Raw genomic sequence first — 19,839 nt, forward strand, 5'->3', positions numbered from 1 at the left:
GGATGTTCTCGCTCCCCCACCGCTCGCCCCGGGATTTGCCGTTCACCTGCCAGCACACCGCCTTGCTGCTGGTGGACATGCAACGCGCCTGGCTGGAACCGCAATTCGATGCCCACCTGCACACCCAGGAGGCCGAGTATTTCATCCAGCGGGCCCGCCAGCAGGTCATCCCCAACCAGCAGCGCTTGCTCGGCGCGATGCGCGAAGGGCTGCACAACGTGTTGCACACTCACATCGAAAGCCTTACCGCCGATGGCCGCGACCGCTCCCTGGATCACAAGCTGTCGGACATGCACCTGCCCAAGGGCAGCCCCGAGGCGCAGATCATTGCCGAACTGGCGCCGCTGAAAAACGAAATCGTGCTGCCCAAGACCTCCTCCGGGGTCTTCAATTCCACCAACATCGACTACGTGCTGCGCAACCTGCAGACCCGCCACTTGATCGTTGCAGGCATCGTCACCGACCAGTGCGTCGACATGGCCGTGCGCGACGCCGCCGATCGCGGCTACCTGGTCACACTGGTGGAAGATGCCTGCGCCACCTACACCGAACAACGGCACCTGGCGTGCCTGAACGCAATCAAGGGTTATTGCTGGATCACCGATACCGACACCGTGCTCGCGCGGTTGCAGGAGATGCAGCCATGAGCCGCCTCGATCCTGCCGCCGTCCTCGCCCCGCTGCCCGTCACGACCCTGGTGACCACCGACCTGATCGGCGTGACCCGTGGGCGCTCGTTTCCCAGCGATGAATTGCCCCACTACGTCACCGCGGGCTGTGGCTGGGTGCCGGCCAACAGCGCGCTGACGCCCCAGGACATCATCGCTTCGGCCAACCCCTGGGGCGCTTATGGCGACCTGCGGCTGGTGCCGGACCTGTCCAGCCGGGTGACCGTCAACAACGGCCCCGACGCCCAGGCGCCTGCCCTCGACTTCATCCATTGCGACATTCGGGAGACCGACGGCCGCCCCTGGAGCGCCTGCCCGCGCACGCTGTTGCAGGACGAAGTGGAGCGTTATCGCGGCGAACTGGGCTTGCAGGTTTTCGCCGCGTTCGAGCATGAATTCAACCTGTTTGCCACGCCTGCGCAGCCTGATCGCCTGGCCTTCAGCCTCCAGGCCCAGCGCCAGCAGGCCGAATTCGCCGGGTGGTTGCTCAGTGCCCTGCGGGCCGGCGGTGTCGAGCCGGAAATGTTCCTGCCGGAATATGGCCAGCATCAATACGAAATCACCTGCCGCCCGACTTTGGGCGTAGCCGCCGCCGACCGGGCCGTGAACGTACGGGAAATCACCCGCGAGATCGCCCGGCAAATGGGCCTGGACCTGAGCTTCGCCCCCAAGACCGCGGAACACGCCGTGTGCAACGGCGTGCATTTGCACCTGAGCCTGCAAGACCTGAGCGCGGACCCGGTGCTGCATGACGCCGCCAGCAGTAATGGCTTGTCCAGCCTCGGCCAGCATTGGGCTGCTGGTGTGCTGCACTATCTGCCGGCCCTGTGTGCGCTGACCGCGCCGACGCCGGTGTCCTACGAGCGCCTGCAACCTCATCACTGGAGCGCATCCTATGCGTGCCTGGGACAGCGCAACCGCGAAGCGGCGCTGCGCATCTGCCCGACCGTGAGCCTGAGCGGCAAACCGCTGGCGAACCAGTACAACCTGGAGTTCCGCGCCATGGACGCCACCGCCTCGCCGCACCTGGCGATGGCGGCACTGCTGATTGCCGGGCGACTGGGTATCCAGCAACGGCTGGCCTTGAACGCTGTCACCGATGAAATACCCGATGAGCTGGATGAAGCACAACGTCGTGCCCGTGGCATTATCGCCCTGCCGACAACCCTGGCCCAGGCACTGGACTGCCTGCGCCACAGCGGGGCGCTGCTCGAGACCCTGCCCGGTCCGCTGGTCGAAACCTACTTCGCCTTGAAGGCCCAGGAGCTGGCCTTGACCGAGGCGCTGTCACCTGCCGAGCGTTGTGAGCACTATGCACGAATCTATTGAATGTGCTGAATCAGGCCTCTACACCAAGCCACCCTACCGACTGGCCCGGGAGGACTCCGAACACCCGGTGCTGCTGGTGTGCGAGCACGCCAGCCGCTTCATTCCCGATGCGCTGAACGACCTGGGCCTGGATGAAACCGCGTCCCAGGAGCACATTGCCTGGGACATTGGCGCCCTGCACCTGGCCGAACGCCTGTCCGAAACCCTCGGCGCGACCTTGCTGGCTGCCAATTACTCACGGCTGTTAATTGACCTCAACCGGCCGCTGCATGTGCCGGACAGCATTCCGGCCCAGAGCGAGATCTACCAGGTCCCGGGCAACCATGACCTGGACGAGGCCACGCGCGAATATCGCCAGCAGTGTCTGTTCCATCCCTTCCATGATCGGTTGCGGGCATTGATCGACCAGCGCCTGGCCGCCAACCGGCCGGTGCGCGTGGTGGGCATCCACAGTTTCACCCCGGTGTTCTACGGCCAGCCGCGCGCCCTCGAAGCGGGCGTGCTGTTCGGCGAAGCCAAGGAATACGCCCAGCACATCGTCGACGGGCTAGGCCGGCATTCGCTGCGAGCAGCGGGCAACCAACCCTACAAGATCAACCCCCTGACCGACATGACGGTCCCGGTGCACGGCGATGGCCGCGGCCTGGACTCGGTGTTGATCGAAGTGCGCAACGACCAACTGCGCAGCCCCGAGGCGGTGCGGACCTGGAGCGCCTACCTGGCACCCCTGCTGTAGCGCGGCAGCGGCAAGTTCCCCGCGACAGACAGCAAGCAAGCGCAACCCACACAGCTGAAAAGGAAAACGGCTCATGAGCATTGAGGCATTTGGCTACAAACAGGAATTGAAACGCGGCCTGTCGCTGACAGACCTGGTGGTATACGGGATGATTTTCATGATCCCCATCGCCCCGTTCGGCGTGTATGGCTATGTCAACGCCGAGGCACCGGGGATGGTGCCGCTGGCGTACATCATCGGCATGGTGGCGATGCTGTTTACTGCCTTGAGCTACGGCAGCATGGCCCGGGCCTTTCCGGTGGCAGGTTCGGTCTATTCCTACGCGCAACGGGGCCTTAACCCACACGTCGGCTTCATTGCCGGCTGGCTGATGCTGCTGGACTACCTGCTGATCCCGCCGCTGCTCTATGTCTACGCCGCCATGGCGCTGAACCATTTGTACCCGGACATCCCCAAGGTCGGTTTCATCCTGGCCTTCCTGGTGAGCGCGACGTTCGTCAACCTGCGGGGCATCACCTTCACCGCGCGGATGAACATCATTTTCCTGCTGGCGCAGCTGGTGGTGCTGGGGATTTTCCTGTTCTACGCCTGGAATGCCCTGCAGGGCGGGGCCGGTAACGGCCAACTGACCCTCGCGTCGCTGTACAGCCCGGAACACTTCAACTTCGCCCTGCTGATGCAAGCCGTGTCCATCGCGGTATTGTCGTTCCTGGGCTTCGACGCCATTTCCACCCTGGCTGAAGAGATCAAGGGCGACCCGGGCCGCAGCGTCGGCAAGGCAGCCCTGGTGACCTTGCTGGTGATGGGGGCGATCTTCGTGGTGCAGACCTGGATCGCCACGGACCTGGCCGCTGGCATGGGTTTCAAGTCCGCCGACACCGCATTCTATGAAATCGCCGAATTGGCAGCCGGCAGTTGGCTAGCCACCTTGACCGCGGTTGCCACGGCCCTGGCCTGGGGCGTGGCCGTGGCGATCACTTCGCAGGCGGCGGTGTCGCGCCTGTTGTTCGGCATGGCCCGGGACGGCCAGTTGCCCAAGGTGCTGGCCAAGGTCCATCCGAAACACAACACCCCGTATTTGAGCATCTACCTGGTAGCGGTGCTGTCGCTGTTGATCTGCTACCTGTTCATCGACGCCGTGGACACCCTCACCTCCCTGGTCAATTTTGGCGCCCTGAGCGGCTTCATGTTGCTGCACATCACCGTCATCAACCATTACTGGCGCCGCCAGCAGTCCGGCCAACTGATTCGCCACTTGATTTGCCCACTGGTCGGCTTCGTGATCGTCGCGGCCATCATGTACAACATGGGTGTGGCTGCGCAGAAGCTCGGCCTGATCTGGATCGCCGCGGGCGTGGTCTACCTGTGCGTACTCAACAAATTCGGCAACCCTAGCGCCGTGCCCGATCCGGCCGGCCAGTGAGGGTCGGCAGTCGAATGATTCGGCCAACCGTGGTTACAACGCGTGGACATCGACAGTGATCGTCAAGCCCGGTGCTGGTCACCGGGCTCTCTGGAACAGGAGTGCAATCCATGCTGGCCTTACGTCCAGTTCAATTAACCGATCTGCCGCAACTGCAACAACTGGCCCGTGACAGCCTGGTGGGTGTCACGTCGCTGCCGGACGATACCGCGCGCCTGGAGGAAAAGATCCTCGACTCGTGCGCCTCGTTCGAGGCCGATGTGCAGGGTCCTGGCGCGGAGAATTATTTCTTTGTCCTGGAGGACCTGGCATCCGGGCGCCTGGTCGGTTGTTCGGAAATTCTCTCCAGCACCGGTTACAACGAACCGTTCTACAGCCTGCGCAATCGGCCGTTTTCCAGCGAGTCCCGGGAGCTGAATATCCAGCATGGCGTGCCCGCGCTGTCACTGTGCCAGGACCTCAACGGCCAGACGCTGCTGCGTGGCTTCCACATCGACGCCGAGCGGGTACGCACACCGGCATCGGAACTGCTATCGCGGGCCCGGCTGATGTTCATCGCCGCCCATCCCCAGCGCTTTGCCGAATCGGTCATCACCGAAATCGTCGGGTTCAGCAGCGAGGACGGTCAGTCGCCCTTCTGGGACGCCATCGGCCAGCACTTCTTCGACCTGCCCTACGTCGAAGCCGAACGGTTGTGCGGCTTGCAGAGCCGGACCTTTCTCGCCGAGCTGATGCCGCAATACCCGATCTACGTACCCATGCTGCCGCCAGCGGCCCAGGCCTGCATCGGCCGGGTGCATCCCGACGGCCAGGAAGCCTTCGACATCCTGGCGCGCGAGGGTTTCGAGACCAACAGCTACGTCGATATCTTCGACGGAGGGCCGACCTTGCATGCCCGTATCGCCAACATCCGTACCATCACGCAAAGTCGGAGCGCCACGGCCCGGCAAAGCCTGCAGATCGATGCCAGAGGCCGTTACCTGGTGAGTAACGACCGTCTTGGAAACTACCGCGCCATCGTCGCCGAGCTGGACGTCAACGCCGAGGGCCCCGTGGCCCTGTCGCCCGACATGCTCGCAGCCCTGGGCGTCATGGATGGCGAGCGGATCCGGGTGGTTGCCCTATGAACCTCACTCGATCCCGTGGCACGCATCAGCGCTTGGACCGACACAATGAAGGAGCTGCAGCATGATTGTCCGTCCGGTCGCCATTACCGATCTGCCCGCATTGCTGGACCTGGCCCGTTGCGCAGGCCCCGGCTTCACCAGCCTGCCGGCCAACGAAGAGCGCCTGGCCCATCGTATTCGCTGGGCCCAACGGACCTTTGCCGGACAAGTCGAACGTGCCGACGCCGATTACCTGTTCGTGCTCGAAGACGATGATCGGCAGGTAGTGGGCATCAGTGCCCTGACCGGTGCGGTCGGGCTGCGCGAGCCCTGGTACAACTATCGGGTCGGGCTGACGGTCAGCTCGGCGCCGGAGCTGGGGATCCAGCGGCAGATCCCGACGCTGTTCCTCAACAACGAGATGTCCGGGCAATCGGAAATCTGCTCGTTGTTCCTGCACCCCGAGCAACGTCGCGGTCATAACGGCCGCCTGCTGTCCCTGGCGCGCCTGCTGTTCGTGGCCGAATTTCCCCAGCTGTTCGGCGAAAAGATGATCGCCGAACTGCGGGGCCATGCCGACGAACAGGGCTGTTCGCCGTTCTGGGATAGCCTGGGACGGCATTTTTTCAAGAAAGACTTCAGCTACGCCGATCAGTTGTCCGGCATGGGCAACAAGTCGTTCATCGCCGAACTGATGCCACGCCAGCCGCTGTACACCTGCCTGCTCACCGAACAGGCCCAGGCGGTGATCGGCAAGGCTCACCCGAACACCGAGCCGGCCATGAAAATCCTCAGCGCCGAAGGTTTCAGCCATAAGGGCTACATCGACATCTTTGACGGCGGTCCCGTGATCGAGGCGCCAGTGTCGAAGATCCGCACGGTGCGCGACAGCCAGACGCTGACCCTGATCATTGGCACCCCGGACGAACAGGCACCGGTCTGGCTGATTCACAATCGGCGCAGGGAAAACTGCCGCGTCACCAGCGCTCGCGCGCACCAGCATGGCCACAAGCTGCTCGTCGATCGCCTCACCGCCAAACGCCTGCAAGTGCAACCGGGTGATACGGTGCGCGCCGTGGCATTGCTCAAGCAGGCCCGGCAGGCTGTGGCGGCGTAACTCCCCGACTTCCCGTCCTGGCACTTTCTTCCCCTCGCGCAATGTGAGGATGAAGTGTTTCAAGCAGATAAAACACAACTTTTCTTACGCGCCATAAAGGCGCCGTGATCGTCGACCAGCAATACTTATCGACAATTGCAACGTTGCTCTCCCACCTACCCAACACCATACTTTCCAACACCGAGCCACTGCAACGAAAACGATCATGATAAAAACTTTAATCACCAAGAAGTTTTCGCCCGCCTATATAGCGGAAACAATTAAAACATTGGACATGACGTCAGAAACAAAACAATTGATTTGCCAGTTAATCGACAAACCAGAGTTCTCCAGGAAATCCTTCCAGAGGGCGACAATCATGAACATCACCAATGCGCATACCGGAACCCTGATGTTGCATCAGACGAACATAGGCAATATCTGTATCAAATCCGCCACATTTGACTCTCGCTCGTCAGCGCTGTACTCGGTACCAGGCCAAAGCATTTTATTTGCGCTTGATCGACCCTTCGAAATCCAGCGATATGCTGTCAATGAGCATCGTGTCGAAAAAGCAGACAGGGTTATTATCGACAAGAGAAATCCGTTAATCATTGACGGCCGAGACACTTTATTCGATCACATACAAACCTGCCGTCAGCCGGCCAAGCTGACAGGTCGAATCAATCTGCCTGACAGAGCTGCCGACATCAGCGTATTTGATCGTATTACCCTGCGCAAAATAGCCTGGTTGCCCCACGACGAAAGCGCTGCCCGCTATTTGACCAGCCTCGAACTGCTCGAAACAATCCAAGACCCCAACAGTGTCAAAGTCGCCGAGGAACTGGTCTATCACTATCACTGCGCCGTGGTGTGGAAGGCCTTCCAGATACTCTATCGGGCCGACCGCCACAAGGCGTTGACGTACGTTCCGCTGTTAAAAAAACACAAGAGTGCGCGCCTCGACCGTTTGCTTCATCCACTGGAGGCGGCATGAAACTGGACACCTTCATAGAACGCATAAAAACATACGATCTACTGCGAGACAAAGCCGATGTCGTTGAAGACTTGCGCCAGCTGGCCTCGAATCGCTCTATTCTGAGCCAACATCTTCATGCCGTGATCCAGGCGGACGGATTCGCCATTCGCAACAACCTTTACAACGCTTATGCGTTTGTATTGCACAGCAATGATGAGTTCACCCTCCGCCTGGGATTCTGGGCCCCGGTAGAAACCCATGACGAGAGCGAAACTTTCATTTACAACCTCAACCACAGTCATGATTTCGACATGTATGCGGTCGGTTATAGCGGAGATGGCTACACGACAATCATTCGTGAAATTCTTGATAAACTTCCGTTACAAATGGGCAAGGCGCCACGACTGGGCAAAGAGCGAAGCGTAAAACTGGCGCCAGGCGAAGTCATATTCATGCCCGCCTTGCGGGAAATTCATAGACAGATTGCGCCTCGGTCAATGTCCGCATCATTGAGCTTGCTTATTCATCCAGAGCGTTCAATCAGAGCCGACGAAGCCTGGTGCTTCGATAATAATTACACGCCGCTTTACCCCGGCATGGCTTCGCAAGAAACAGCGCTATTTACCGATACGCTGTCCTTGCTCAACCCCGGGCAACCATTGGCTGCCCTATAACCTCAGAGAACAAAAAAGGAAAACCTAATGAGTCAGAATATGGATAATTTGAATGATTGGGATAAAGCCCCTTTGCTGCGCGCAGGCATTAATGTAGTGGATACCGCGACAAAGCTAACGAGCGAAGCGCCGTGTCAGCTTCCCGAGTGGACATTACGCTTCAACGTCGGGAACATCCATGAGATCAAGCAAATCCTGAGCATGCCTACCCAAGATTAATAATATGTAAGCACCCTTCTGCCAGGCTGCAGACTTCCCGGTCTGCGGCCCTCTTTTGGTGCAATGAAAAGCATAGCCCATGCGCATTCGTCATCATCTTTATCGCCGCCACGTGATAGCCTTTGGATCTTTCGGCGTTGACACTTTTGCTCAAGCCTTTCCATTCCATTGGTGGAACTCATATGTCCAGGCTTTCCCATCAAGATTTGCGTCGTAACTTTCGCCAATTGCTGGCTTCCAACACCTGCTACCACACCGCCTCGGTGTTCGACCCGATGTCGGCGCGCATTGCCGCCGACCTGGGTTTCGAAGTAGGCATCCTGGGAGGTTCGGTGGCGTCGTTGCAAGTATTGGGCGCGCCGGACTTCGCCCTGATCACCCTCAGCGAATTTGCCGAACAGGCCACCCGCATCGGCCGCGTGGCCCAACTGCCGGTGATTGCCGACGCCGACCACGGCTACGGCAATGCCCTGAACGTGATGCGCACCATCGTCGAACTGGAACGGGCCGGCATCGCGGCGCTGACCATCGAGGACACCTTGCTGCCGGCCCAGTTCGGGCGTAAATCCACCGACCTGATCGGCGTAGCCGAAGGCGTCGGCAAGATTCGTGCGGCGCTGGAGGCGCGAGTCGATCCGGAAATGGCGATCATCGCCCGGACCAACGCCGCGATTCTGCCGGTCCAGGAAATCATCAGCCGTACCCGACAATATGAGCGTGCCGGGGCGGACGGGATTTGCATGGTGGGCGTGCAAGACTTCGATCACCTGGAGAAGATCAGCGAAAACCTGACCGTGCCGCTGATGCTTGTCACTTATGGCAACCCGTTGCTGCGCGACGACAAGCGCCTGGCCGAATTGGGCGTACGCGTGACCATCGACGGCCACGGCGCCTATTTCGCCGCGATCAAGGCGACCTACGACAGCCTTCGCGAACAACGGCAGATCTTCACCCAGGCTTCGGACCTGAGCGCCACCGAACTGACCCACACCTACACCCAGCCCGAGGACTACATCCGCTGGGCCGAGGAGTACATGAGCGTCAAGGAGTAAGCGGACTCGCCCCCACAGGATTAGCCTGTGGGAGCAAAGCTTGCTCGCGATGGCGGTGGCACCTCCCACATTGATGCAAGCTGACCCACCGCTATCGCGAGCAAGCTTTGCTCCCACAGAGGCCCTTGATGGGCCAGATCCTAGCCCTTGCTACGCAGCATTTCTTTTGGCACGTACTTGCCGATCTCGAACTTGCCGATGGCGGCGCGGTGGACTTCATCCGGGCCGTCGGCCAGGCGCAGGGTGCGTTGCATGGCGTACATGTAGGCCAGCGGGAAGTCGTTGGAAACCCCGGCACCACCGTGGATCTGGATTGCCCGATCAATGACCTTCAAGGCCACGTTCGGCGCGACGACCTTGATCTGGGCGATTTCGCTCTTCGCCACTTTATTGCCAACCGTGTCCATCATGTACGCCGCCTTCAACGTCAGCAGGCGCGCCATGTCGATTTCCATCCGCGAGTCGGCAATCTTGTCGATGTTACCGCCCAGGCGCGCCAACGGCTGACCGAACGCAGTGCGGCTGACGGCACGCTTGCACATCAATTCCAATGCCCGCTCGGCCATGCCGATGGAACGCATGCAGTGGTGAATCCGGCCCGGGCCGAGGCGACCCTGGGCAATTTCAAAGCCGCGTCCTTCACCCAACAGGACGTTTTCGTACGGCACCCGCACGTTCTCGAACAGCACTTCGGCATGCCCGTGGGGCGCATCGTCGTAGCCGAACACCGGCAGCGGCCGGACGATCTTGACCCCAGGCGTGTCCACCGGCACCAGGATCATCGAATGCTGGGCATGGCGTGGCGCATCGGGGTTGCTCAGGCCCATGAAGATCAGGATCTTGCAGCGCGGGTCGCAGGCCCCTGAGGTCCACCACTTCTTGCCATTGATGACCCACTCATCGCCGTCGCGCTCGGCACGGGCGGCCATGTTGGTGGCGTCCGAGGAGGCCACGTCCGGCTCGGTCATGGCAAAGGCCGAGCGGATCTCGCCGCGCAGCAGTGGCTCGAGCCAGCGTTGCTTTTGTTCTTCATTGGCATAGCGCACCAGCACTTCCATGTTGCCGGTGTCCGGCGCCGAGCAATTGAACGGCTCCGGCCCCAGCAACGAGCGCCCCATGATCTCTGCCAGCGGCGCGTATTCCAGGTTGGTCAGGCCGGCACCCAGTTCGGATTCAGGCAGAAACAGGTTCCACAGGCCTTCTGCCTTGGCCTTGGCCTTGAGCTCTTCCATGATGGCCGTGGGTTGCCAGCGGTCGCCTTCGGCCACTTGCCGTTCGAACACGGCTTCGGCCGGGTAGACGTAGGCATCCATGAACGCCGTGACGCGTTCACGCAGTTCCTGAACCTTGGGGGAATAGGCAAAATCCATGAGCAGCACCTTCTTGGCAGAGGTTGTTTTAGGTCATGAAATCGATGCTAGTTCAGCTACGAAAATTTACCTAACCTATTCTCGGCGTGTATTAACATTCATCACCGATATATGTTTCACTGATTCTCATCGCCACCCGGCACCTCACAACAAGCCCAAGAACAAGAGTGCAGCGCCATGAATCTGAGCAAGGTCGACCTCAACCTTTTCATTGTCTTCGATGCGATCTACACCGAAGCCAACCTGACCCGCGCCGGGCAGATCGTCGGCATCACTCAGCCGGCCGTGTCCAATGCCCTGGCGCGTCTGCGCGAGACCTTCAACGACCCGCTCTTCGTGCGCACCGCCCAAGGGATGGTGCCGACGCCCATGGCCCAGAACATCATCGGTCCGGTGCGCAACGCCCTGTCGCTGCTGCGGGTATCGGTGCAGGAAAGCCGGATCTTCAACCCGTTGCAGGCCGTCAAGACCTACCGCATCAGCATGACCGACCTCACCGAAGGCGTGATCCTGCCGCTGCTGTTCCAGCGCCTACGTCGCCTGGCACCCACCGTGGCGATCGAGAGCTTCCTCTCCAAGCGCCGTGAAACCACCAAGGAACTGGCCGCCGGCCGCCTCGACTTCGCCGTGGATGCACCGCTCAACACCGACCCGCAGGTGCGCCACGTCAAGTTGATGGAAGACCGCTACGTGTGCGCCATGCGCAAGGGCCATCCGTTGGCGGGCAAGGAAAAGATCAGCCTCGATGATTACCTGGCGCAGACCCACGTGCATATTTCCAGCCGCCGCAACGGGCTGGGGTATGTCGACCTGGCCCTCGGTAAGATGGGTATCCAGCGCAAGATCGCCCTGCGCTCCCAGCATTACCTGATGGCCTCCCAGGTGCTGCAACAAACGGACATGGTCATGACCGTCCCCGAGCGCTTTGCCCGTCGTCACGATCTGCATGCCTTCCTGTTACCCGTCAACGATGTGCCGCCGGTGGAAACCCACCTCTACTGGCATGAAAGTACCGACCAGGACCCGGCCAACCGCTGGATGCGCGAGCAGATGATCGAGCTGTGCCAGCAGGTGACGGCCCATGAGAAGAAGCTCGATAAGGTGGTGTAAGGCTATAGACCGCGTCATCGTTCTTCGCGAGCAAGCCCGCTCCCACATTGGAATGCGTTCCCATGTGGGAGCGGGCTTGCTCGCGAAGGCGATCTACCAGTCGAAATGGCTTTCGAACCTTATGGCCCAAGGCCCACGCCCACATTGGGTTATCATGATGACTTTCCCAATGAACGACTGATCGCCATGACTGCCGTAACCGACACCCTGCTGCACGCCCTCGAATCCTGCGACATGCTGATTATCGATGGGCTGCACGCGTTCGATTTTTCTCTCGACGAGCAGGACCAGTTGCACGTCGAGTGCATGAACGGCCGCACCCTCGAGCACTGGCGCTTCACGCCAGCGCAGATGCAGGCCGCGATATTCGACAAAACCCTGAACCACTGGATCATCACCAGCGATTCGGGCGACCACCACTTGGAGTGCGTGGAGGCTACCAGCGGCCACGACGATGAGGACGACGAAGAAGATGAAAATGCGTAGTCTCTGGCCGTTGTTGATGGCCGGCAGCCTGGGCGCCATGGGCGTCCAGGCGGACACTGAAGAACGCCATCAACTGCTGGTGGGCTCCTACACCGCCGGGCAGAGCCAGGGTATCTACCGGTTGCAGTTCGACAGCCGCACCGGCCAGCTCGATGCCAGCCCGTTGCAAGTGATCAAGACAGACAACCCGTCGTGGCTGACCCTGTCCAAGGACATGACCCGGCTGTTTGTGGTCAACGAAAACGGGCCGGGCCAGAAAGACCCGGTGGGCAAGGTCAGCAGCTACGCCATTGACCCGAAGACCCATGAACTGAGCCTGATCAACCAGGTGCAGTCCCTGGGCAACGAGCCAACCCATTCAAGCTTGAGCCACGATGGTCAGCATTTGTTGGTCAGTAACTATTCCGTCCTGGAAAACCCGGGCGGCACCTTGGTGGTGTTGCCGGTGGGGCCGGACGGCAAGCTGGCGCCGGTGGTCCAGTCGGGTAGCCATCAGCCGAGTCGGGTCAATCCCGAGCGGCAGAAATCCGCTCATGTGCATTCCGCGGTGCCGTCACCGGACGGCAAATACGTGTTCGCCAATGACCTGGGGGCGGACAAGGTGTTTGTCTACCGCTACGACCCCAAGGCCAACCCCGAACTGCCGTTGACCCCTGCCGATCCGCCATTCGTGCAACTGCCGCCGGGCAGCGGGCCGCGCCATCTGTTGTTCAGTGGTGATGGCAGGCACGCCTGGTTGACGATGGAGATGACCGCTCAGGTCGCGGTATTCGATTACCAGGACGGCCGCCTGACGCCGCGCCAGTTGGTCGATCTGGTCGAGGCAAAGCCCCAGCCGGGTAAAGCGGCGGCAGCGTTGCATGCTTCCAGGGATGGCAAGTTCCTCTACGTCAGCAACCGTGGCACCACCAACGAAGTGCTGGTGTTCGCCATCGACCCGGCCGCTGGCACGCTCAAAGAGCTGCAGCGGCGCTCGGTCGAAGGCGATCATCCACGGGAATTCAGCCTCGACCCGAGCGGGAAATTCCTGCTGATTGCCAACCAGAAGAGCAACCAGATCGTGGTGCTCGAGCGCGATCCGAAGACCGGCCTGCTGGGTAAAACCGTGCAGAAAATGCCGATGGATGCGCCCAGCGATTTGAAGTTCATGGTCCGTCAATAGACCGCAGGCCCCGTTTTTCGGGGCCTGCGCCGTTGTATCAACGGGACTGATATTCGCAAGTGATGCAAAGCATTTCAACGCAGGACGCCTCGGCGCGTAAGTTTGCTTCACGGCCCCACCGGGCAAGTCAGCCAACTGAATCCGAGGTCTACCGCCATGAACCTGAATCTCTTCTCCGTGATCGCCGCTTCCGCCATCTCCGCCACGGTGGCATTGCCAGCCAGTGCCAGCATCGAGATCAGCGACAAGAAAAATCGCACCCAGAGCTACACCGAGAAATACCTGCAACAAAGCGCCAACTTCTATGCGGCGTTGGACCACAAGACCCAACACTGAACGATCGCGCAACAACTGAAGCCTGCGATCTTTTCATCTTCACTGAACATCAGGTGAAAGAGAAAAGATCGCAGGCTTCGTCGTTTCCAGAGAAATCCTGCTGTAATATCACTTGGCCATGTGTTTAAATTTGACGCTGACAAATTGACTCCTTTACCGATAAGGATCGACACCATGGCGATGCGTCTGGCAGTGATGCTGCTGTTCCTCTATTCCACCCCGATTGTCTCCGCGGCCCAGCCGGATTCCGGCGAGTTGGAAGTGGCGCGTGAGCGATTGTTGAGCTTGCTGAGTGACTGATCGGCTCAGGCCAGTTATTGATATTTTGTGGGAGCAAGGCTTGCCCGCGATGAAGGTGATGCGGTCCTTCAGAAATCGAGTCGCCTGTATCGCGGGCAAGCCTTGCTCCCACAGAAATCCCCTCGCCACAGGGGTGGGTGCAAATGGTTACTTGGCCATGATCGCCACGAACAGCTCGCCATCCAGAAACCTCTGCAACCAGTCCTGTAGCCGAGGGTAGGGCGCCTGGGCAAACCAGTCGCGATCGACATGGGCGAACTGGCGTATGAAGGGCATCACTGCCACGTCGGCCAGGCTCGGGTGATGCGCCGCCAGGAACGGCCGGGTTTCAAGCAGGGCCTCCAGCTTGCGCAGAAAGCTTTCACCCTCGCTACGGTAATGTTCCTTCGGGTACTCAGGATGACGCTCGGGGTATTTGTAGCGATTCAAGTGCAGCTTGAACACCTGGTCGTTTTCCTCGATCAACGCCGCCGTCAGCGCCTGGCCTTCAGGGTCGTCCCGTAGCCTCCAGTCTTGCGGATCGTGCTGGGCCAAGGCCCAGCGCATGATCTCCAGGCTTTCATCGATCACCCTGCCATCGACCTGCAGCACCGGCACCGTGCCTTTGCTGGAGAGTGCGAGCATCTCGGCTGGCTTGGCCTTCAGGCTGACTTCGACAATCGCCACCTCGACCGCGCTGTAGCGCAAGGCCATGCGCGCCCGCATCGCATAGGGACAGCGGCGGAAGGAATAGAGCGTGGCGTGGCTCATTTCACCTCCACTGTGCTCAAGCCGTTGCCCTGGCGACGCACCTGGATCTGCACCGGAATCCGCTCGTGCATTTCCTGTACGTGGGAAATCACCGCGACCTTGCGGCCCTGGGCCTGCAGTCCGTCGAGGGCGTCCATCGCCAGTTGCAGCGACTCGGGGTCGAGGCTGCCGAAGCCTTCGTCGATGAACAGCGATTCGATCTTCAGTGTGCTGGACGCCATCGAGGCCAGGCCCAAGGCCAGGGCGAGGGAAACCAGGAAGGTTTCGCCGCCGGACAACGAATGCACCGAGCGCAGTTCATCGCCCATTTCCGTGTCCATCACCAGCAGCCCGAGCATGCTGCCGCCGCGCTTGAGCCGGTAGCGGCGTACCAGTTGCCGCAGTTGGGCATTGGCGTGGTGCACCAGCAAGTCGAGGTTGTAGGCCTGGGCCAGCTTGCGGAAGCGGTCGCCGGTGGCCGAACCGATCAGGGCATCAAGGCGTGCCCAGCGCTGGTATTCGGCGTAGGCCTGTTCGATCTGCTGGGCCAGGGCCTGGTTGGCGTTCTGCCGGCGCTGGTCCTCGGCCTGTTCGGCACGCAGTTCGGCGCAGTGCTGTTCGCTGGCGGCGAATTGGCCTTGCAGTTCGGTGAGGGCTTGGGCGAGTTGCTCGGGCGCCAGGTTGCCGTTGTGTTGGGCCTGATGGTTTTGCAGGCGCTGCTCGCGTTCGGTGAGCAGGACGCGGGCCTGCTCGATGGCTTTTTCGCTATTGAGCAAGCGCTGGCGCAACTGGCTGACGTGGTGGTCGTCCAGGCCGAGCAGGGCCTCGAGGGCGGCATCGTCCAGTTCCGGATGGGTGGTGCGCCATTGCGCGATACCGGCGGCCAGCGCCTGGCGTTCGTGGTCCAGGGATTGCGCCTGTTCCTGGCGGGCCTTGAGTTCGGCGGCCAGTTGCACCAGGTCGTTGCGCAATTGCTGCAACTGCTGATTGGCCGTCGCCTCGGCATCCCGCGTCTGTTCCAGGCGCTGGTCGAGTTGTTGCTGCCACTGTTCGGCGCTGGTGTGCTCGCCGAGCAGTTGCGTGAGTTTCTCCTGGCAGGCCTGTTGTTGCTCGCTCAGGGCGCTGAATTGCAGGCGGGCCGCTTCCAGTTGCTGGAGGCGGGTCTGCTGGCGGTCCTGCTCTTTCTCCAGGGTCTGCTGGCGCTGGAGCTGTTCGCCCAGTTCGTCGCGCTGCTGTTCCAGTTGCTCCAGGCGCTGGGCGATCTGCCGGTCCAGTTGCAGGAAGGTTGCGGCGGGCTCGCTGCGCAAGGCCTGTAGGGTGTCAGCGGGTAGCAGGGTGCTGAAGTGGCTCAGCTCCTCGTCCAGGCGCTGGCGGTCGCGGGCCAGCTCCTGCTGCTGGTTGCCCAGGTGCCGTGACGCCTGTTGGCTGGCTGCCTCGGCTTCACGTAGCCGCTGTGCGATGCGCGCGGCGTCTTGCTGCAGGGTCAGCAGGGCGGTTTGCCGTTGTTCGTCCTGGCTGATGCGCAGGTTCAGTTGGCTGTTTTGCTGGGTCAGCCAGGCGTCGCGCTTGTTCGCATCCTGGGTCAGCAGTTGCGCCGACAACGGGTGGGCTTCAAGGCTGGGCGTCAGGCTCTGTTGCTGGCTGGCAAGCTGTTCCTGCTGCTGTTTGAGTTCCTTGAGCTGGGCGATGACTCCGCTGTATTGCGCCCGCAGGTCGATGACTTTTTCATTGAGCAGGTCGACGGCCTGGCGGGCGTTGGCCTCTTCGGTTTCATCGAAGCGCCCGAGGTTTTCCAGCAGGGCTTCGGGCTGATGATAAGGATGCTCGACGCTGCCGCACACGGGGCAGGGCTGTTCATCCTGCAACTGTGCGCGCAGTTGCTCGACGCTTTCGCTGCGGGCCAGGCGCTGGCGCTCCAGCAGTTCACGGGTAACGGTCAGGGTCTGTTCGGCAATGGTCAGTTCGGCCTTGGCTTCGCCGCCTTCGCGCACCAGCCGGTCGCGTTCCTGCAACGCTCGTTGCTGGCGTTGTTCAAGCTCGGCGCCACGTTTGTCCAGCTCTTGCTGACTGGCCCACAGCCGGGTCAGGTCTTCGAAGGCGCGCAATTGCTTGCGGTTGTCTTGCAGCAGAGTGCCGAGCAACTGGATCTGTTCGGCCACAGCCTCCGGCTCGGCGCCGGCTTCCTTGTAGAGCACTTCGAGGTCTTGCCGGCGGCTGGCCAGTTCCTCGGCGGCGCGGGTGGCGCCTTGTTCCAGCGTGGCGAGTTCGGCCTGGCCCTGGTTCAGGCGATTGCCGATCAGCATCAGTTGTTGGAGGCGATCGCGATAGGCGTTCCAGGCATCGCTCAGCGGTGCCAGGTGCGTGCTTTGCTCAAGCTCCCCGGCGATGCGCTGCAAGCGCTCGGCCACCCGCTTTTGCTGTTCGAGCAAGGTATCGATGGTGCGCTGGCCTTCGGTGCAGGCCTGTTGCGCCTGTTCCTGGCGCTCGGCGCCCTGGCTGGCGTCCCTGGCGAGGCGGGCCAGGGTGCTTTGCTCTTCAAAGGCCTGGCGCAGCAACGGCGCGCTGTCGCTGCTGTGTTGCCGGGCCGCAGCCAGCGCCAGTTGCGCGGCGCCCAGGCTTTTTTCCAGTTCGGCCTGCTGGTCATGGAGATTGAGCTGCTGCTGGGTAAGCTGCTGGATCTGCGCGGCCAAGGGGTCGAGCTGTCGACTCAGTTCGGCCTGGCGGATGAACTGATGGCGTTGGGGCGCCAGTTGTTCCAGGCGGACCAGTTTCAGGCGTTCGTCGGCCAGGGCGTTCCAATCGGCCTGGGCCTGTTGCAGCTGTTCGGCGGCGCTGGCGTGTTCATCCTGCAACAGGCCCAGGTCGCGCAGCCAGGTGTGCTGCTGCTCCAGTTGCTTGAGTTGCGCCTGTTGGGCCTTGAGTAGTTGCTGGGCGTCGTTGAAACGCTGGTCCAGCTCGGCCCGGGCCTCGGGGGCCAGCGGCGTGACACCGGTGGCCTGGTCCTGCAACTGCCGGTGGCTGTCCTTGGCTTGCTTGGCCTTGTCGAAGGCGCGGCGGCCGAGGCGGGTATACAGGGCAGTGTCGGTGAGTTTTTCCAACAGTTCGCTGCGATCGTTGTCATCGGCCTTGAGGAACGCGCTGAACTCGCTCTGGGCCAGCAGCACGGCACGGGTGAACTGTTCGAAGTTCAGGCCCAGGGCCGCTTCGAGCTGGGTCTTGTATTCGCCTTTCTGGCTCGCCAGCAGTTGATCGTTGTCCAGGTCCCGCAGGCTCTGGCGGCTGGCTTGCAACTTGCCGCCGGCCTTTTCCCTGGCGCGATTGGCTTCCCAACGGGCCCGATAGCGGCGTCCGTCGATGCCGCGAAAATCCACTTCGGCATAACCGTCGCCGGTGCCACGGCGCAACAGCGTGCGTGGGTCGCCGGTGGCAATCTCGCCATCGACGTCCGGCACCTTGGCGTCGCGTCCGGTGTTATTGAGGCGCGGCACGGCGCCAAACAGCGCCAGGCACAAGGCGTCGAGCAACGTGCTCTTGCCGGCGCCGGTGGGGCCGGTAATGGCGAACAGCCCGGCGCTGGCCAAGGGTTCGGCGGTGAAATCGATTTCAAACGGCCCGGCCAGGGATGCCAGGTTCTTGAGGCGGATCGCGAGGATCTTCATGGCTGCTCGCTCTCCATCTGCACGTCTTGCAACAGCACGGAAAAGTCCTTGAGGGTCTGTTCGTCCACTTCGTTGCCGTAGGTGTCCTGCCAGGCGCGGCTGAACAACTCTTGCGGGCTGAGTTGATCCAGCTCCACCAGCGCGCTGCCGTCATCGGCACTGCCGGCGCCCCCGTTGCCGGCGTACTCGGCGCCGATCCGCACCAGGCGTACGGCCTTGCCTTGCAGTGCGGTTTCAACCTGGTGACGCAGGTCGGGCTGCGGTTCGTCGAGGCGCACCCGTACTTCCAGCCAGGGTTGGCGCTGGACATCGGCCAACAGGTCGATGTCGGGCAGTTCCTTGAGTTGCACCAGGAGATCGGCCAGGGGCGCCGGGCCCAGGCGTTGCAGGTTGACGGCCCGTGGGATCAGGCGCGGCTCGACCTTGACCAGGGCCTCGCCGTCCAGGGTGATGTCGAGGATCTGATGCTGATAGCCGATCTCCGAAAATGACAGTGGGATCGGCGAACCGCTGTAGCGGATACGCTCTTCACCGTTGACCTTCTGCGGCTTGTGCAAATGGCCGAGGGCGACGTAGCTGATGCTCGGGCCGAACAGGCTGGCGGGCAGGGCCTCGGCGTTGCCGATGATCAGGCTGCGTTCGGAATCCTCGGACACCGAACCGCCGGCCATGTGCGCATGACTGATGGCGATCAGCGCCTGGCCTTTCTTGCGCTTGCTGTTGGCCGCGGCGATCAGCCACTCATGCACTTGGCCGATGCCTCGCAGGTAGTCGTCGCCCAGTTGCGCTCCGGTGACTTCGGCAGGGCGCAGGAACGGCAGGGCCAGGCACCACGCCTTGACCTTGCCTTTGGCATCGGGCAACGGCAACAGCAGGCGCTCGACATCCAGTTGGCCGTCGTCCAGCCACAGCACCCGGCCCAGGGCATGGGTGCGCAGGCGTCGCATCAGCGGCGCAGGCAGTTCGATACGCGAGCCGGAGTCGTGGTTACCGGCGATCATCACGATGGTCAGGTTGGCGTTTTGTTCATGGGCGCTGACGATGAAATCGTACAGCCGCTCCTGGGCTTTGACCGGCGGGTTGACGGTGTCGAAGATGTCGCCGGCGATCAGCAGCACGTCGGGTTTTTCGTGGGTCAGTTGACGCAGCAGCCAGTCGAGGAAGCAGGCGTGTTCGAAATCGCGTTCCTGGCCGTGCAGGTTTTGCCCCAGGTGCCAGTCGGAGGTGTGAAACAGACGCAAGGCAAACTCCAGAAAACAGATGATGGCCGCGGTGAAGAGAAGGGCGGCTAAAAGAGGGAGAGTTTACTGGGAAACCGGGGGGAGGACTTGTTCAACTTCGTTGGATCCATGAGCACCGATCCTGTGGCAAGGAGATTTATGTGGGAGCAAGGCTTGCCCGCGATG

The 19,839-nt window shown here is 61.5% G+C and carries 19 protein-coding genes; 15 read left to right on the forward strand and 4 right to left on the reverse strand.

From position 1 onward, the window contains the following. The first annotated feature begins 2 nt into the window (after positions 1 to 2). From CFII68_RS06200 to CFII68_RS06155, 10 genes are all read left to right on the forward strand, one after another. Positions 3 to 647: an isochorismatase family cysteine hydrolase gene (locus CFII68_RS06200; protein ID WP_018611501.1), complete on the forward strand. Its 645-nt coding sequence runs from the start codon at positions 3 to 5 to the stop codon at positions 645 to 647. Beyond that, a complete protein-coding gene (locus CFII68_RS06195) occupies positions 644 to 1,996 on the forward strand; it encodes a glutamine synthetase family protein (RefSeq protein ID WP_018611503.1) in 1,353 nt (450 codons plus the stop codon). Before CFII68_RS06200 ends, CFII68_RS06195 begins: the two co-directional genes overlap by 4 nt. Continuing rightward, entirely contained in the window at positions 1,980 to 2,732 is a 753-nt protein-coding gene (locus CFII68_RS06190; RefSeq protein WP_033062818.1) for an N-formylglutamate amidohydrolase, read from the forward strand. The genes CFII68_RS06195 and CFII68_RS06190 overlap by 17 nt, the downstream gene beginning before the upstream one ends. Positions 2,733 to 2,805: 73 nt before the next feature. Next, positions 2,806 to 4,155, forward strand: a complete 1,350-nt coding sequence (locus CFII68_RS06185) for an APC family permease (RefSeq protein ID WP_018611507.1) — start codon at positions 2,806 to 2,808, stop codon at positions 4,153 to 4,155. Between the two features lie 110 nt (positions 4,156 to 4,265). Next, positions 4,266 to 5,282: an arginine N-succinyltransferase gene (locus CFII68_RS06180; protein WP_018611509.1), complete on the forward strand. Its 1,017-nt coding sequence runs from the start codon at positions 4,266 to 4,268 to the stop codon at positions 5,280 to 5,282. A gap of 61 nt (positions 5,283 to 5,343) precedes the next feature. Continuing rightward, the gene (gene astA, locus CFII68_RS06175; RefSeq protein ID WP_018611511.1) at positions 5,344 to 6,378 is read left to right on the forward strand and encodes an arginine N-succinyltransferase; all 1,035 of its coding nucleotides are present in this window, start codon (positions 5,344 to 5,346) and stop codon (positions 6,376 to 6,378) included. 205 nt (positions 6,379 to 6,583) lie between these two features. After that, positions 6,584 to 7,354, forward strand: a complete 771-nt coding sequence (locus tag CFII68_RS06170; RefSeq protein WP_018611513.1) for a hypothetical protein — start codon at positions 6,584 to 6,586, stop codon at positions 7,352 to 7,354. Then, positions 7,351 to 8,010 (forward strand): hypothetical protein, encoded by a 660-nt coding sequence (locus CFII68_RS06165; RefSeq protein ID WP_018611515.1) that lies wholly within the window; start codon positions 7,351 to 7,353, stop codon positions 8,008 to 8,010. The genes CFII68_RS06170 and CFII68_RS06165 overlap by 4 nt, the downstream gene beginning before the upstream one ends. A gap of 27 nt (positions 8,011 to 8,037) precedes the next feature. Then, on the forward strand, positions 8,038 to 8,229 hold the full coding sequence (locus tag CFII68_RS06160) for a hypothetical protein (protein WP_018611518.1): 192 nt from the start codon (positions 8,038 to 8,040) through the stop codon (positions 8,227 to 8,229). Positions 8,230 to 8,411: 182 nt separating this feature from the next. Next, positions 8,412 to 9,281, forward strand: coding sequence for an oxaloacetate decarboxylase (locus tag CFII68_RS06155; protein WP_018611520.1), 870 nt, complete (start codon positions 8,412 to 8,414; stop codon positions 9,279 to 9,281). Positions 9,282 to 9,421: 140 nt separating this feature from the next. Here CFII68_RS06155 and CFII68_RS06150 read toward each other — a convergent pair whose 3' ends face one another. Beyond that, complete coding sequence (locus CFII68_RS06150; RefSeq protein ID WP_018611522.1) at positions 9,422 to 10,651, reverse strand: acyl-CoA dehydrogenase; 1,230 nt, start codon at positions 10,649 to 10,651, stop codon at positions 9,422 to 9,424. 177 nt (positions 10,652 to 10,828) lie between these two features. On the opposite strand from CFII68_RS06150, the gene CFII68_RS06145 reads away from it, so the two are divergent. The 5 genes from CFII68_RS06145 to CFII68_RS27995 all read left to right on the forward strand — a co-directional run bounded on the left by CFII68_RS06145 (position 10,829) and on the right by CFII68_RS27995 (position 14,045). Continuing rightward, positions 10,829 to 11,761, forward strand: coding sequence for a LysR family transcriptional regulator (locus tag CFII68_RS06145; RefSeq protein WP_018611524.1), 933 nt, complete (start codon positions 10,829 to 10,831; stop codon positions 11,759 to 11,761). Positions 11,762 to 11,947: 186 nt separating this feature from the next. Further along, positions 11,948 to 12,247, forward strand: coding sequence for a DUF5629 family protein (locus CFII68_RS06140; RefSeq protein ID WP_018611526.1), 300 nt, complete (start codon positions 11,948 to 11,950; stop codon positions 12,245 to 12,247). After that, on the forward strand, positions 12,234 to 13,409 hold the full coding sequence (locus tag CFII68_RS06135; protein WP_033062821.1) for a lactonase family protein: 1,176 nt from the start codon (positions 12,234 to 12,236) through the stop codon (positions 13,407 to 13,409). Before CFII68_RS06140 ends, CFII68_RS06135 begins: the two co-directional genes overlap by 14 nt. A 156-nt stretch (positions 13,410 to 13,565) precedes the next feature. Next, the gene (locus tag CFII68_RS06130) at positions 13,566 to 13,745 is read left to right on the forward strand and encodes a hypothetical protein (protein ID WP_018611529.1); all 180 of its coding nucleotides are present in this window, start codon (positions 13,566 to 13,568) and stop codon (positions 13,743 to 13,745) included. Positions 13,746 to 13,919: 174 nt separating this feature from the next. Further along, positions 13,920 to 14,045, forward strand: coding sequence for a hypothetical protein (locus CFII68_RS27995; RefSeq protein WP_003180680.1), 126 nt, complete (start codon positions 13,920 to 13,922; stop codon positions 14,043 to 14,045). Positions 14,046 to 14,192: 147 nt separating this feature from the next. Here the strand turns inward: CFII68_RS27995 and CFII68_RS06125 are convergent, their stop codons facing one another. The 3 genes from CFII68_RS06125 to CFII68_RS06115 are packed head-to-tail and all read right to left on the reverse strand — an operon-like array spanning position 14,193 to position 19,674. After that, positions 14,193 to 14,795 (reverse strand): glutathione S-transferase, encoded by a 603-nt coding sequence (locus CFII68_RS06125; protein ID WP_018611533.1) that lies wholly within the window; start codon positions 14,793 to 14,795, stop codon positions 14,193 to 14,195. Then, a complete protein-coding gene (locus CFII68_RS06120) occupies positions 14,792 to 18,433 on the reverse strand; it encodes an AAA family ATPase (protein ID WP_018611535.1) in 3,642 nt (1,213 codons plus the stop codon). The genes CFII68_RS06125 and CFII68_RS06120 overlap by 4 nt, the downstream gene beginning before the upstream one ends. Continuing rightward, positions 18,430 to 19,674 carry an exonuclease SbcCD subunit D C-terminal domain-containing protein gene (locus CFII68_RS06115; protein WP_018611537.1) on the reverse strand — a complete coding sequence of 415 codons (1,245 nt, stop codon included), beginning with the start codon at positions 19,672 to 19,674 and terminating at the stop codon, positions 18,430 to 18,432. Before CFII68_RS06115 ends, CFII68_RS06120 begins: the two co-directional genes overlap by 4 nt. Positions 19,675 to 19,839 lie beyond the last annotated feature (165 nt).

Source organism: Pseudomonas sp. CFII68 (assembly GCF_000416195.1).
GTDB lineage: Bacteria > Pseudomonadota > Gammaproteobacteria > Pseudomonadales > Pseudomonadaceae > Aquipseudomonas > Aquipseudomonas kilonensis.

Bases quoted from the DNA above. Each gene is read 5' to 3' on its own strand.
- CFII68_RS06200 (WP_018611501.1), top strand. From the start codon at position 3: ATGTTCTCGCTCCCCCACCGCTCGCCCCGGGATTTGCCGTTCACCTGC.
- CFII68_RS06190 (WP_033062818.1), top strand. From the start codon at position 1,980: ATGCACGAATCTATTGAATGTGCTGAATCAGGCCTCTACACCAAGCCA.
- CFII68_RS06160 (WP_018611518.1), top strand. From the start codon at position 8,038: ATGAGTCAGAATATGGATAATTTGAATGATTGGGATAAAGCCCCTTTG.
- CFII68_RS06135 (WP_033062821.1), top strand. From the start codon at position 12,234: ATGAAAATGCGTAGTCTCTGGCCGTTGTTGATGGCCGGCAGCCTGGGC.
- CFII68_RS06170 (WP_018611513.1), top strand. From the start codon at position 6,584: ATGATAAAAACTTTAATCACCAAGAAGTTTTCGCCCGCCTATATAGCG.
- CFII68_RS06185 (WP_018611507.1), top strand. From the start codon at position 2,806: ATGAGCATTGAGGCATTTGGCTACAAACAGGAATTGAAACGCGGCCTG.
- CFII68_RS06150 (WP_018611522.1), bottom strand. From the start codon at position 10,651: ATGGATTTTGCCTATTCCCCCAAGGTTCAGGAACTGCGTGAACGCGTC.
- CFII68_RS06145 (WP_018611524.1), top strand. From the start codon at position 10,829: ATGAATCTGAGCAAGGTCGACCTCAACCTTTTCATTGTCTTCGATGCG.
- CFII68_RS06130 (WP_018611529.1), top strand. From the start codon at position 13,566: ATGAACCTGAATCTCTTCTCCGTGATCGCCGCTTCCGCCATCTCCGCC.
- CFII68_RS06180 (WP_018611509.1), top strand. From the start codon at position 4,266: ATGCTGGCCTTACGTCCAGTTCAATTAACCGATCTGCCGCAACTGCAA.
- CFII68_RS06140 (WP_018611526.1), top strand. From the start codon at position 11,948: ATGACTGCCGTAACCGACACCCTGCTGCACGCCCTCGAATCCTGCGAC.
- CFII68_RS06120 (WP_018611535.1), bottom strand. From the start codon at position 18,433: ATGAAGATCCTCGCGATCCGCCTCAAGAACCTGGCATCCCTGGCCGGG.
- astA (WP_018611511.1), top strand. From the start codon at position 5,344: ATGATTGTCCGTCCGGTCGCCATTACCGATCTGCCCGCATTGCTGGAC.
- CFII68_RS27995 (WP_003180680.1), top strand. From the start codon at position 13,920: ATGGCGATGCGTCTGGCAGTGATGCTGCTGTTCCTCTATTCCACCCCG.
- CFII68_RS06155 (WP_018611520.1), top strand. From the start codon at position 8,412: ATGTCCAGGCTTTCCCATCAAGATTTGCGTCGTAACTTTCGCCAATTG.
- CFII68_RS06165 (WP_018611515.1), top strand. From the start codon at position 7,351: ATGAAACTGGACACCTTCATAGAACGCATAAAAACATACGATCTACTG.
- CFII68_RS06125 (WP_018611533.1), bottom strand. From the start codon at position 14,795: ATGAGCCACGCCACGCTCTATTCCTTCCGCCGCTGTCCCTATGCGATG.
- CFII68_RS06195 (WP_018611503.1), top strand. From the start codon at position 644: ATGAGCCGCCTCGATCCTGCCGCCGTCCTCGCCCCGCTGCCCGTCACG.